This is a genomic window from Gardnerella sp. KA01000 (assembly GCF_049244035.1).
Classification (GTDB): Bacteria; Actinomycetota; Actinomycetes; order Actinomycetales; family Bifidobacteriaceae; genus Bifidobacterium; species Bifidobacterium leopoldii.
The window spans coordinates 1,206,264-1,218,588 of record NZ_CP058367.1 but is presented as its reverse complement, the minus strand read 5'-3'; the positions used below and the strand labels follow the sequence as shown (position 1 = coordinate 1,218,588).

Annotated in this window: 11 protein-coding genes; 7 read left to right on the top strand and 4 right to left on the bottom strand. The window is 43.6% G+C overall.

Annotated features, from left to right (window positions below):
• Positions 1 to 5: 5 nt before the first annotated feature.
• From fni to rsmD, 7 genes are all read left to right on the top strand, one after another.
• The gene (gene fni / locus HXT58_RS04590) at positions 6 to 2,369 is read left to right on the top strand and encodes a type 2 isopentenyl-diphosphate Delta-isomerase (protein ID WP_415705829.1); all 2,364 of its coding nucleotides are present in this window, start codon (positions 6 to 8) and stop codon (positions 2,367 to 2,369) included.
• A gap of 127 nt (positions 2,370 to 2,496) precedes the next feature.
• Positions 2,497 to 2,691: a 50S ribosomal protein L28 gene (rpmB, locus tag HXT58_RS04585; protein ID WP_004105392.1), complete on the top strand. Its 195-nt coding sequence runs from the start codon at positions 2,497 to 2,499 to the stop codon at positions 2,689 to 2,691.
• A 91-nt stretch (positions 2,692 to 2,782) separates the two neighbouring features.
• Positions 2,783 to 5,233: an ATP-dependent DNA helicase RecG gene (locus tag HXT58_RS04580; protein ID WP_415705831.1), complete on the top strand. Its 2,451-nt coding sequence runs from the start codon at positions 2,783 to 2,785 to the stop codon at positions 5,231 to 5,233.
• 289 nt (positions 5,234 to 5,522) lie between these two features.
• The gene (locus HXT58_RS04575; protein ID WP_421775619.1) at positions 5,523 to 6,671 is read left to right on the top strand and encodes a PfkB family carbohydrate kinase; all 1,149 of its coding nucleotides are present in this window, start codon (positions 5,523 to 5,525) and stop codon (positions 6,669 to 6,671) included.
• Between the two features lie 72 nt (positions 6,672 to 6,743).
• Positions 6,744 to 7,682, top strand: coding sequence for a nucleoside hydrolase (locus HXT58_RS04570; protein ID WP_004574052.1), 939 nt, complete (start codon positions 6,744 to 6,746; stop codon positions 7,680 to 7,682).
• A gap of 60 nt (positions 7,683 to 7,742) precedes the next feature.
• Positions 7,743 to 9,176, top strand: coding sequence for an MFS transporter (locus HXT58_RS04565; protein WP_174143442.1), 1,434 nt, complete (start codon positions 7,743 to 7,745; stop codon positions 9,174 to 9,176).
• A 161-nt stretch (positions 9,177 to 9,337) separates the two neighbouring features.
• On the top strand, positions 9,338 to 9,922 hold the full coding sequence (gene rsmD, locus HXT58_RS04560) for a 16S rRNA (guanine(966)-N(2))-methyltransferase RsmD (RefSeq protein ID WP_004105380.1): 585 nt from the start codon (positions 9,338 to 9,340) through the stop codon (positions 9,920 to 9,922).
• Between the two features lie 154 nt (positions 9,923 to 10,076).
• On the opposite strand, the gene trmD is transcribed toward rsmD, so the two are convergent.
• The 4 genes from trmD to rpsP are packed head-to-tail and all read right to left on the bottom strand — an operon-like array spanning position 10,077 to position 12,291.
• Complete coding sequence (gene trmD / locus HXT58_RS04555) at positions 10,077 to 10,961, bottom strand: tRNA (guanosine(37)-N1)-methyltransferase TrmD (protein ID WP_180946754.1); 885 nt, start codon at positions 10,959 to 10,961, stop codon at positions 10,077 to 10,079.
• Positions 10,962 to 10,992: 31 nt separating this feature from the next.
• Positions 10,993 to 11,592 carry a ribosome maturation factor RimM gene (gene rimM, locus HXT58_RS04550; protein WP_032835294.1) on the bottom strand — a complete coding sequence of 200 codons (600 nt, stop codon included), beginning with the start codon at positions 11,590 to 11,592 and terminating at the stop codon, positions 10,993 to 10,995.
• Position 11,593: 1 nt separating this feature from the next.
• Positions 11,594 to 11,827: an RNA-binding protein gene (locus HXT58_RS04545; RefSeq protein ID WP_004105376.1), complete on the bottom strand. Its 234-nt coding sequence runs from the start codon at positions 11,825 to 11,827 to the stop codon at positions 11,594 to 11,596.
• A 2-nt stretch (positions 11,828 to 11,829) separates the two neighbouring features.
• Positions 11,830 to 12,291, bottom strand: coding sequence for a 30S ribosomal protein S16 (gene rpsP, locus HXT58_RS04540; RefSeq protein WP_004574047.1), 462 nt, complete (start codon positions 12,289 to 12,291; stop codon positions 11,830 to 11,832).
• Between the last annotated feature and the right edge of the window lie 34 nt (positions 12,292 to 12,325).

The window sequence follows — 12,325 nt, the reverse complement described above, 5'->3', positions numbered from 1 at the left end:
ATAATATGACTCAAGTGCGCTCTAGTGCCCCAGGAAAGCTTTATATTGCGGGCGAGTATGCTGTTGTTGACGGCTGTGCTGCAATTGTTGCTGCTGTTAATCGTTATGTGACGGTTAGTGTAAGCGATGAAACTTTAAACGAAGAGTTACGCGAAAATTTGCAGAAAAATGCGCCTAGTAGCAGAAATTATTGTGGTGTGATTACCTCAGATGGCGAAAAATATAAACCGCTTCTTTGGTCGCGTGCATCCGACGGAAGTATTGAAATACAAAACGACGGAAAATATGCTTATGTGCTTGCAGCAATGAGTGTAGTTGACGCTTATGCTAGTGAGGAATGTGCGCCAAATATTAACCGAAAAAGTTACAATGTGCATATTTCTAGCGAACTTGATGACGCAAAAACCGGTAGAAAATACGGTCTTGGATCTTCTGCTGCGGTAACTGTTGCGGTTATTCGCGCGTTGTGCAAATGGTATGATTTGAATCTTTCGACTCCAGAAATTTGCAAGTTAGCGTTAATTGCGTCGTCGAGTGTTAAAAAATCCGGAAGCGGTGGAGACGTTGCTGCCAGCTCTTATGGCGGTTGGATTATGTATCGCGCGTATAACCGCGAGTGGCTTGAAGCTGAGCTTACGCTAGTAAAATCCGGATGCTCTGATTTCGGTGAGTTGTTGCACAAAAAGTGGCCGCGCCTGGAAGTTAAGCGTTTAAACGTAGATAAGTCGCTAAAACTTTTAGTCGGCTGGACTGGTTCTCCTGCGTCTAGCGCAAAGCTAGTAAGTAGCGTAGAAAGTAGCGTTAAAACTAGTACGGAAAGTAGCGTTGAAAGTAACGCTGAAAATAACGTTGAAAGTAGCGTCGAAACTAGTGCTTTTGACAAAAAAATTAAATCTTTCACTTACGAAGATTTTTGCAAAGAAAGTGAGATTTGCGTGCAAAAACTTGCGCGCGCAATTGAAAAGTTTGAAATAAGCGAAATCTATAGCGGTTTTGCTCAAAATCGTGCGTTGTTGCAAAAATTAAGTGCTCTTACTGGAACTGTTATCGAAACGCGTGAACTTACAAAATTTATTGAAATTGCGACTTGTGCCGGTATTCCTGCAAAAACTAGCGGTGCAGGCGGAGGAGATTGCGCAATTGCGCTGTCGACAATTTATGACAATAATGTAATTGAAACTATGAAATCTACTTGGGAAGCCAATGGAATAAAGCCATTGAATATTGATGTTACGGAAATTTTTGGAACTGGTAAGCCTTCTGAAAATATTGTATTAGACGCGTTTGCTAAGCGTAACGAGCTTAATATGCAATCTGCTCAATCTTGCATAATACAAAACCGAAAAGACGCGCATATTGCGCTTGCGGACAAGCAGTATAAAACTCGTGCAGATTCAGATTTTGACAAAGTGCGTTTTGTGCCGAATGCTTTGCCGCAAGTCGCGCTTGAAGAAATTGACGCTAGCGTGAGCGTGCTAGGAAGCGAAGTATGCGATTCTGTGCATTGGTGCTCGCCGATATATATTAACGCAATGACAGGCGGAAGTGATGCTGCTAAAAAAGTGAATGCAAGTCTTGCTAGAGTTGCTGCAAAAAATTCTGTTGCTATGGCGAGTGGATCTTTGAGTGCTGCTCTTCGAGACGAAACTTTACTCAGCACTTTCAGTGTCATAAGAAGCGAAAATCCACACGGATTTGTGATGGCAAATGTTAGCGCTGGAACTAGCGCGTCTGATGCATTGCGTGCTGTAAACATGATTCATGCGAATGCGTTACAAGTGCATTTAAATGCTGCACAAGAGTTGGTTATGCAAGAAGGCGATCGCGATTTTCGAAATTGGTTGCGCAATATTGAGTCTATTGTCAGTGCGTGCGAAGCTCTAAAAGTGCCTGTGATTGTGAAGGAAACTGGATGCGGAATTTCTGCTAAAGATGTTCAGCGTCTTAAAGATGTTGGAGTGCGCACTGTAGATGTTTCTGGTCGTGGTGGAACTAATTTTGTAACAATAGAGAATGCTCGCAGGAACTTAGGCGACTGTGATTATTTGGCTGATTGGGGTCTTACTACTGTTGAGTCGCTGGTTGACATACGCAAGTGTGATTCGTTAAAAAATATGGAAGTTTTCGCAAGTGGAGGAGTTCGCACGCCTTTGGATGTTGTGCGCGCGTTGGCTTTGGGTGCTTCTGCAGTTGGTGTCGCTGGCGAGTTTTTGCATACGCTTATGCATGAAGGTGAGGACGCGCTTTCTTTGCAAATTGATAACTGGAAGAAGCAAATTAGGGTGATTATGGCGCTTCTTGGATGCAAGACAGTTAAGGATTTACAAGAAAAGACTGAGTTTGTGCGTGCGGATTGTCTTGGTAAGTGATATACTTGTGTAGTTGTGCGTTCAAGCGTGCTTATTTGTTTATGCAATGTGCGTAAGTAATTTGCGTAAGTAGTTCGTGTGTTTGAATGACGCAAGACTTGCAAGTCAAAGAAAATAGGAGTCCATTATGGCAGCTCGTTGCGCAGTATGTGGCAAGGGACCGCAGACCGGTTTCAGCGTTTCACATTCGCACATTCGCAATAAGCGCACCTTCCGCCCGAACCTTCAGCCGGTTCGCACCACCATTGATGGCGAAAACGTTCGCCTTCGTGTGTGCGTAAAATGCATTAAGGCAGGCAAGGTTCAGCGCGTTGAGGCGTGAATCGCGTGTTAAATGTAAGGCCCTGAGCAGTGCTCGGGGCTTTTTTGTATTTGCATATTTTTTCGCGCGCACGTTATATTCCTGATTGCGGATGATTTATAATCGAAATATGCTAAATACGCCCACGAACTCAGCCAAAATGCATACTTCGCTTTCTGCGATAATCAGCAATAAGCGACGCGTTTCTGCATTAAAATCTTTGGGCATAGTCACAGTTGAAGACGCGTTAACTTACTACCCGTTTAGAGTTACAAGTCCACTGAGAATTGCGAACTTAAAAGATGTAAAAATTGGCGAAGAAGTGGCTTTCTATGCGCAAGTTCAGTCAATTAACGTTGTGCCTATGAACGCTCGTCGCGGTTTTAGAATCGAAATTAACGTTTTGCAAGATATGCAAGCAGTAGCTCAACTTATTTATTTTTCTAAAAATCGTCAATACGCTCAGTGGCTTTCTGCAAAGATGCATGTTGACGAAATGGTTGTTGTTGGCGGCACGTCTAGTGCTTTTAATGGTAAATTGCAATTTACGCATCCTCAAATTTTAACCGTATCTGCTGTAGAAGAAAGCGATAGCTTACATCAATCTCGCGATACTGTAAGAAGTGTGGAAGATGGTTTGGCGCGTATGAGTGCTCCTATGCCCGTGTATCATGCAAATTCGCGAATCTCTAGTGAGCATATTCACGAAACTATACTTTCTATACTTTCTGCACTTTCTAAAGATTCTGAAGATTTCGCAGCTTCCGCAGCTTCCGCAGATTCTAAAGATTCCGCAACTTGCACTACTGAATCCCTGCAAATCCCAAACATTACGCCTGAATCAGTGCTAAAAAAACGTAACCTCATGACTAGAGCGTCAGCAATATACTCAATTCATAATCCGCAATCAGTTGACGAATTTTACAAAGCTGTTGACTCGTTGCGCTATGAAGAAGCTTTTATTTCCCAAGTAGCTGTATTGCGATCTCGTGAAGATTCTAAAGATAATCAAGCAAAATCCTGTAATAATTCTCTTATAAGAAATGAATTTGTGGAAAGTTTGCCGTTTGAGCTTACTGCAGGTCAAAAAGATGTAATTGATGAGATTGTACGTGACATGCGTGAGCGCCATCCGATGCGTCGCTTGCTTCAAGGTGAAGTTGGTTCCGGAAAAACAGTTGTTGCGCTCGCTGCAATGCTTGAGGCAGTTGGATCAGGATATCAGGCTGTGCTTGTGGCTCCTACTCAAGTTCTGGCGTCTCAACATGCCGAAAATTTGCGCCAAATGATTGCGCGCGCGAATCTAAAAGTGCCTGTAATCGTAGTAACTGGCGGCATGAGACTTGCGGATCGCAGACGTGCGCTAGCGAGTGTTGCAAGTGGGGAGCCTTCGCTTATTGTTGCAACTCATGCAGCGTTCTCGTCGACTTTTAAGCCGACTAATTTAGCTTTGGTAATTATTGATGAGCAACATCGTTTTGGTGTTGAGCAGCGCGATGTTTTGTTACGCAAAATGAGTGTAGATCCGCATGATAGTGCTGAAAAGTCTTTTACACCGCATCTTTTAGTAATGACTGCAACGCCTATTCCGCGCTCTGCTGCTATGACGTGGTTCGGTGATTTGGATGCTTCATATTTAACTGAATTGCCTGGAGGCAGAAAACCTATTCGCACTTTTGTTGTACAAGAATCGGATGCGAATACTATGGCGAGAATGTTTGCGCATATTCGTGCTCGCATTGATGCAGGTGAGCGTGCGTATGTTGTTTGCGCGCATATTGATGATGATTTTAATGAGGATTCTGGTAGGGATTCTGGTAGGGATTCTGGTAGGGATTCTGGTAGTGCTTCTGCTAGGGATTTTGATAGCGATGAATCTGAAGGTTTTGAAGATGTTTCGCAATCTGTGCAATCTAATCAATCTGAAGAAAATAGCGCAGATTCTTTGCGTAAACTTCACACAGTTAACGGCATTTTGAAGCGGCTTTCAGCTTTGCCGCAATTTAAAGGCGTTACTTTTGCTAAGCTTACTGGTCGCGACGATGATGCTACAAAACGCGAAACGATGGAACATTTTGCACGCGGAGATGTGCAAGTTCTTGTTGCTACAACGGTTATTGAGGTCGGTGTTGATGTGCCTCAAGCGAGTTGCATTGTGATTTTTGACGCGGATCGTTTTGGCCTTGCACAATTGCATCAGTTGCGTGGACGTGTTGGGCGTGGTGGCACGAATTCTTGGGCATTTTTGGTTGCGCAAACTGAGGATGGAAGTCTTGCTCAAGAACGTTTGCAAGTTGTTGAAAATTCGCTAGATGGTGCCGTAATTGCTAAAAAAGATTTGGAATTGCGCAATGTTGGCGATGTTCTTGGCGATAAGCAGTCGGGTGGTCGCTCGAGTTTGAAGATTTTGCGAGTTGTTAAGGATGCAAAGATTATCGCTATGGCTCGTGAAGATGCGTTGGAGACTTTGCAAAAAGACGCTCATCTTGTTTCGTTGCCGTATCTTGCAGGTGCAGTGCTTGATTTTACGAGAGGCGGAAGTACGCAAATCGTAAGCAATTAAAATTCTAAAGTTCTGAATTTGCTCGCAAAATATCTTATAAAATTAAAATATTGTATGAATAAAATATCCTATAAAGAAAAGTATAAAGAAAAAATTATTGCATATTTATGCACTTAATTTAGTAAAAAATACTGTAAGAAACTATTTTTAATTGATAATTAATATCAACTTTTGTTAGATATAATATAAAAAAACAACAAAATTACATAAATTTACGTGCATATTATGAGAATTGTGAATATCCTAGATAGTAGGCATCATTTGTAATCACAATAGAGATGAGGCGACAATGACTGAACGTGAACAACAAATCTTGACTTGGATTCAACAAAACTCGATGATTAGCCAGCAGGAACTTGCAAATCTCGCAGGAATTACTCGTTCAGGTGTGGCCGCTCATATTTCCAATTTAATTCGCAAAGGCTATTTACGAGGTAAGGGATATATTGTTACTCCTCCAAGTTATGTGACTGTTGTTGGCGGAATTAGCATGGATGTTCTTGGCATTGCTTGCGGAGATTTGATGGATTACACGTCTAATGCCTCCCACGTGCGCTACATGCTAGGCGGTGTTGGAAGGAATATTGCAGTCGCGTTGGAGCGTCTTAATATTCGCACAAGCATGGTTTCTGTGTACGGTGGCGATCACAACGGAGAACTTTTCCGCATTGATGCTGCTGCAAACGGCTTAGATATTGGTTATGCGAAGCAACTTCCTGAGTCGATGACTGCTTCGTACATGTATGTTGGTGACGCTTCTGGTCAGCGTTTGCTTGCTTTAGACGATATGAGTATTTACGATCACATGACTCCTGATTTTTTGCGTGAGCGTATGTCTATTATTGAAAATGCTGATATTTTGGTGTTGGATACTAATATTCCGCAAAAGTCAATTGAGTGGCTATGTGACCGTTATCGCCGTCCTATTGTTGTTCGTGCAGTTACGGATGCAAAAGCTCCTCGAGTGCTTTCTAGATTGTCTCGTATTGACACTCTTATTTTAGATACTGCTGAATCGCAGGCTTTAACTGGCATTAATGCTGTTGACGAGCGTTCTGCAATTCGCTGTGCGAATGTGCTTTTAAAGCGTGGAGTAAAACGTGTATTTGTAAATGCCGGTCGCGCAGGAGTTGCTTATGGTGTTGCAGATGAGGGAGTGTCGTTCTATCCTGTCCCAGTCAAGCGCGTCCAGAGAATGATGCTAACTCGCGGAAATAGCAATGTTGGTGTTAAAGCAGTCGGCAACGACAACGGTTCTAGCGATGCTGCTACTGCGGCGCTTATTTACGCGCGATATAACGAATTTGATTCTTCAAAAACTGGCAGATTTGCGGTTGCTGCTGCAGCTTTGAATACTGAATCTATGCAGCCTGTACATGAGTCGTTTAATCCAGAACTTATTTCTCAACGCATGACGAATATTCATGAGCATGCTTAATTTTGCGTTCTTACGCGAAGTGCATTCGTCACGATTTGCTTCCAAAATACATGTGTTTATGAAGGAGTTAGTATGACTTCCATCATCCTAGATTGTGACCCTGGTCATGACGATGCGATGGCAATTTTATTAGCTGTTGGCAATCCTAATATCGATTTGCTCGGCGTAACTACGGTTGGTGGAAATCAAAGCCTAGAAAAAGTAACATACAATGCTCGAGCAACTCTAGAAATAGCTCATGCAACTAATATTCCAGTTCATGCCGGATGCGACCGTCCTATGGTTCGTCCTCTAAAAGTTGCTGCTGCTGTTCATGGAGAAACAGGATTAGACGGAGCAAATATTCCAGTGCCAACTAAACCTTTGGATAAAGGGCATGCTGTTAACTGGATTATTGACACAATTATGAGCCATGAGCCTGGCACGATTACGCTTGTACCAACCGGACCTCTTACGAATATCGCTATGGCTGTGCGATTGGAGCCTAGAATTGTCAGCCGCGTTAAAGAAGTAGTTCTTATGGGTGGTGGCTATCATAGCGGCAATTGTAGTGCTGTTGCTGAGTTTAATATTAAGACAGATCCTGAAGCTGCGCATGTTGTGATTAATGAAAATTGGCGAGTTACGATGGTTGGCTTAGACTTAACTCACCAAGCTTTGTGCACTTTAGAGATACAGAAGAAAATTAATTCTATTGGAACGCCTGTTTCCAAATTTGCTTGCGATCTTATGGATTACTTCCGTAAAGCTTATAAGAATAATCAAGATTTTGTTGATCCTCCAGTGCATGATCCTTGCACAGTCGCTTATTTGATCGATAAAAGTGTTATTAGCACAAGGCGTTGCCCACTTGATGTTGAAATAAACAGTGACTTAACTCTTGGCATGACCGTTGCAGATTTGCGTGGCACTGAACCTTCTGAAGAAGAATGCCATACGCAAGTTGCTACAAAACTTGATTTCGATAAATTCTGGAATTTGATTATAGATGCGATTAAGCGCATTGGATGATTGTTGGTGACTTTTGAATGACGTTTGAATGACTTTACGTAATTAAGCGGAGGTTAGATTATGGTTGAGGTTGAATCTCCAACATTTTCTACGCGTATGCTAGATAAGGGTGGACGTTCCGTTTTGGCGTTAATGGTGGCGTTTCTTGCTGCTATTTTTGCGTTCCAGCTAAACGTTTCTATGCTTTCGCCAGTATTGACGACGATGTCAAAAGAACTTCATACTACAGATACTCAAATCGCTTTAACGCAAACAATATTCTTTACTGCTGCAGCATTATTTTCGCTATTTTTGCCGCGATTGTCTGATCTAATTGGGCGTAAAAAAGTACTTTCCGGAATTCTTATCTCAACTCTTTTTGGGAGCATTATTTCTGCGCTAGCTCAAGACGTTAATATGCTTATGCTTGGGCGTATTTTGCAAGGTGCTTCCGGTCCTGTATTGCCAATGTGCTTAATTATGTTGCGCGTGCGCGTACAGCAAGAAAAAAGTTACGCAAAATTGATGGCAATATTAAGTTCTGTAAATGGCGGTATTGCTGGATTTGATGCTTTATTAGGTGGTTGGCTTGCCAGTAAATACGGATTCCGTTCTGTTTTCTGGATTATGGCTTCAATCGCAGCTATTGCTGTTATTATGATTATTGTTTTAGCTGATGAATCTCGCTCGGATGCTACTAGCAGAATGGATTGGCTAGGAGTTGTAACGCTCGGAATTGCGTTTCTTGCAATATATCTTTCTATTAATGAACTTAGTAATAAACTAGCTAAATCTAACTGGCTTATGGTGCTTATTCTTGTGCTTGTTGCTGTGCTGTTTTTCGCAATATTCTGGAAAATCGAAGTTTTAAGCGCGACTCCGCTGGTTTCTACAACATATATGAAGCAGCGTCGCACATGGGGTTTGCTTTTGTGCACTTTATTGACAATGACTGGCGTGTTTGCTTTGATAAATGGCGTTGTGATAAAGCTTGCTAACGATAGTAAGTTTGGTGCAAATATTGGCACAAATATGGTAAGTTTCGTAACTCTTACTCCTTACGCAATTATTGGACTATTGTTTGGCACTATTTCGGGCGTGCTCGCTGCAAATTACGGGTACAGGCTTGTGTTGCGTATTGGAATTGCGTTTAGCATGATTTGTGTTGCTTTTGGTGTGTATGTTGCTTATATGCCGTCTGTTTGGGCTTTAGTGCTGTTTTCAGTGTGGGTAGGCGTGAGCTATTCTGGCATGGCAAATATTATGCTTAATGGCTTGGGTATTGTGCTTTCTCCAAAAGATAATCCGGGATACTTGCCGGGTATGAATGCTGGAGCTTTTAATTTGGGAGCCGGCTTAAGTTTTGCAATTTTGTATGCTGTGATGACGAATGTTGCGTCTTTAAGTGGCGTAACATGCGGATACGCTGCCGCGATGGTTGCCGGCGTCGTTTTGCTCGCTTTTGCGCTCGCTTGCTCGTTCTTAATTCCAGATCCTAAGGCGGCGGATAAGTAATATTGTAAAGTTTCTGCCGTTTTTTGGCGCGTAGCCGACTTTTCCTTTACACAGCTGCACAGTTTCTGCCGTTTTTTGGCGCGTAGCCGACCGAAACTTTACACGTACGTAAAGTTTCTGCCGCCACGTGCGTGTCTGCAGGTTCCAGCTAAGCTATAAGTATGCACATTATTGCTGGACGTTTTAAATCTTTGCCGCTTACTTCAGCGCAGTCGTGTACAAGACCTACTACAGATCGCACAAAAGAAGCGATATTTTCTAGGCTCGATTCGTGGGATGTTATGCACAATGCGCGCGTACTTGATCTATTTGCTGGCACGGGAGCACTCGGAGTTGAAGCGCTATCTCGTGGCGCGCGTGAGCTTGTTTCTGTTGAAGCAAATTCGCAAGCAGCTGCGCTTATACTTCGTACGTCGAAAGCGTTGCAGAGTTCAAAGGCTTGGGATTCTGCGCTTTCTATGAGGGTTCTTCGAAAGCGCGCGGAGCAGTTCGTTGCGGATTATAGTGGGGAAGCGTTTGACTTGGTTTTTATTGATCCGCCTTATGCTTACGAAACTGCGGATTGCGAAAGTTTATTGGCTTCGATGATTGCGAGCGGAGTTGTGAGCGTTTCTGCAGATACGTTGATTGTGTTGGAGCGTAGCGCGCGAAGTGTTTTGCCGACTATGCCTGAGGGCTGGGAGCTGTTTGATACGCGTAATTACGGAGAAACTTCCGTGTTGTTTATTCAGCCTTCTCGCGACTAATTTATTTTTCGGCTTCGTTACAATCTGTTTTCGCACTCAGGCTGTGGCGCGAGTTTTGGGGGATTTCTCTCCTCGCAGGCGCGACGACCTGCTTTCGCGCAGCATTGTGCGTGCGGCAGCAATACTGTTGCCGGAGTATTTCTGGCTTTTGTTGCTAGAGTAAGTTTTTGCGCGGATGATCGCCAGAAACTTCCCATCCGAGCGACATAAGTGTTTTTCGATCCGCCTTATCTATCTTGTGGCAGTCCAATTTTTCAATCAAATCAGGTCGAATTTCGCTTGTGCGAGATATAGCTTCATCTCGACGAAAACGATCAACTTTGGCGTGATTTCCGGAAGTGAGTATTTCCGGAACGCTTATACCTCGCCAAGTAGTTGGACGCGTGTATTGATGGTGTTCCAAGAGTGCGTCCGATCCTGTGTACGACTCTTCAACAATCGACTCAGGATTTCCCATAAACCCAGGGATTAAGCGTGTAATTGCCTCAAGCATAACGCTTACTGCAACTTCTCCGCCATTTAGCACGTAATCGCCAATTGAATACTCGCGTACGTCAATTCCTTGCGCGCGGTAATATTCTGGAATCCTAGCGTCGTAGCCTTCGTATCTGCCGCATCCAAACACCAAATGATTTGCGTTGCTTAATTCCGTTGCGTCTTTTTGCGTAAATAGTGGGGCAGAAGGGTTCGGGAATATAAGGATTGGTTTAGTTGAGTCTATTTTATTAGGTGCGATTTTTGCTTCTTCGCAACTATCACACGTATCGCAACTATCGCACGTATCACACGTATTTTTTACTTCAGATTTTGGCAAGTTAAGCAGCTCGTCTAAGCATTCCGCCCAAACTTCAGGCTTCATAACCATGCCAGCGCCACCGCCAACCGGCGTGTCATCAACCGATTGATGCACATCGTGAGTCCATTTGCGTAAATTGTATGCGCGAATTTGCAATAAACCATTATTTTGTGCTTTGCCTAACAAACTTAGGTCTAGCATGCGAAAATATTCTGGGAATACGGAAATAATATCGATGTCCATCATAAGGCACTCTACTACGAAAACTACAAAACTACAAAAGCCCCGGAATTAAACCGCCAGGAGGATCAATAGTCAAATACCCGTTTGCAACATCAACTTCCGGCACAATAGCTTCAACAAATGGCACGAGCGCTGTTTTATTCTCTTCGTCAATCGGATGATCTAAACGGATTTTCAGTAACGATTGCGCGCCGTCGAGCACATCCACGACTTTTCCAATAACTTTAGGAGTAAGCCCAAGCTGATTTTCTTCGCACAAACGCGCTTGCAAACCGACCAAATCCTTAATATACCAAGCATTTTCAGCAGCAAGCTCTTGCGCATCTTCTGCATGCACATACAATTCAGTGCCATTAAGTGCTTCCGCATCGTTGCGATTTTGTGATTCTTCGAATAGTAAAATCCAACGATTTTTGAACGTTCTTGCGTTCTCAATAACGAACTCGCGCTCGCCGTTTGCAGTGCACAATATATTTCCAGGCTCAAAACGTTCATAAGGCTCATCTGTAAAAATTTGTACAGTGACTTCACCTTTTAAACCTTGGGCTTTACCGATACGACAAACCCTCAGCAGGTCATTACGACTTTGCTGAGGGTTGTCAAAAGATTGTTGGTCTAATGCCACGTTCATCTCACTTACGTACGTCCATAATGTCAACGCGCACATTGTGGTTGCTCAAAGCTTGCACAACAATGCGAATTGCATTAGCGGTACGACCATTGCGTCCAATAACGCGACCGATATCTTCAGGATTCACGCGTACTCGAAGCAATTCGCCGCGAGCATTTTCGTGAGAACGTACCGACACGTCATCTGGAAAATCTACGATGTTCTTAATGAGATGTTCAACAGCTTGAGCCAGCATGATTACTCAGCCTTTTCCTCGGCTTCGGCAGCTTCAGCTGGGGCTTCTTCGGCTTCGTTTGCAGCGGCTTCAGCTGCAGCCTTAGCCTTAGCAGCGGCTTCAGACTTAGCGGCCTTCAGCTTCTGAGCTTCAGCTTCAACAGCTTCAACGCGAGCCTGTGCGTCTGGGCCAGCTTCAGAAGTCTTCAACGTGCCTTCAGCGCCGTCGAGACCCTTGAACTTCTGCCAGTCGCCAGTAATCTTCAAGAGCTTCAACACTGGTTCGGTTGGCTGCGCGCCAACGCCAAGCCAGTACTGTGCGCGCTCAGAATCAATCTGAATCATAGATGGCTGCTTGTTTGGATCGTAAACGCCGATCTCTTCGATGGACTGACCGTTGCGCTTGTTGCGTGAATCAGAAATGACTACACGGTAGAAGGCATAGAACTTCTTGCCCAATCGCTTAAGACGAATCTTGGTTGCCAAAATGGCTCTCCTTATAACTAGAGTCGTGGAATTT

What these genes read in the sequence shown, in the direction of transcription:
- fni (WP_415705829.1), top strand. Translation starts at nt 6, where the DNA reads ATGACTCAAGTGCGCTCTAGTGCCCCAGGAAAGCTTTATATTGCGGGC.
- rpmB (WP_004105392.1), top strand. Translation starts at nt 2,497, where the DNA reads ATGGCAGCTCGTTGCGCAGTATGTGGCAAGGGACCGCAGACCGGTTTC.
- HXT58_RS04580 (WP_415705831.1), top strand. Translation starts at nt 2,783, where the DNA reads ATGATTTATAATCGAAATATGCTAAATACGCCCACGAACTCAGCCAAA.
- HXT58_RS04575 (WP_421775619.1), top strand. Translation starts at nt 5,523, where the DNA reads ATGACTGAACGTGAACAACAAATCTTGACTTGGATTCAACAAAACTCG.
- HXT58_RS04570 (WP_004574052.1), top strand. Translation starts at nt 6,744, where the DNA reads ATGACTTCCATCATCCTAGATTGTGACCCTGGTCATGACGATGCGATG.
- HXT58_RS04565 (WP_174143442.1), top strand. Translation starts at nt 7,743, where the DNA reads ATGGTTGAGGTTGAATCTCCAACATTTTCTACGCGTATGCTAGATAAG.
- rsmD (WP_004105380.1), top strand. Translation starts at nt 9,338, where the DNA reads ATGCACATTATTGCTGGACGTTTTAAATCTTTGCCGCTTACTTCAGCG.
- trmD (WP_180946754.1), bottom strand. Translation starts at nt 10,961, where the DNA reads ATGGACATCGATATTATTTCCGTATTCCCAGAATATTTTCGCATGCTA.
- rimM (WP_032835294.1), bottom strand. Translation starts at nt 11,592, where the DNA reads ATGAACGTGGCATTAGACCAACAATCTTTTGACAACCCTCAGCAAAGT.
- HXT58_RS04545 (WP_004105376.1), bottom strand. Translation starts at nt 11,827, where the DNA reads ATGCTGGCTCAAGCTGTTGAACATCTCATTAAGAACATCGTAGATTTT.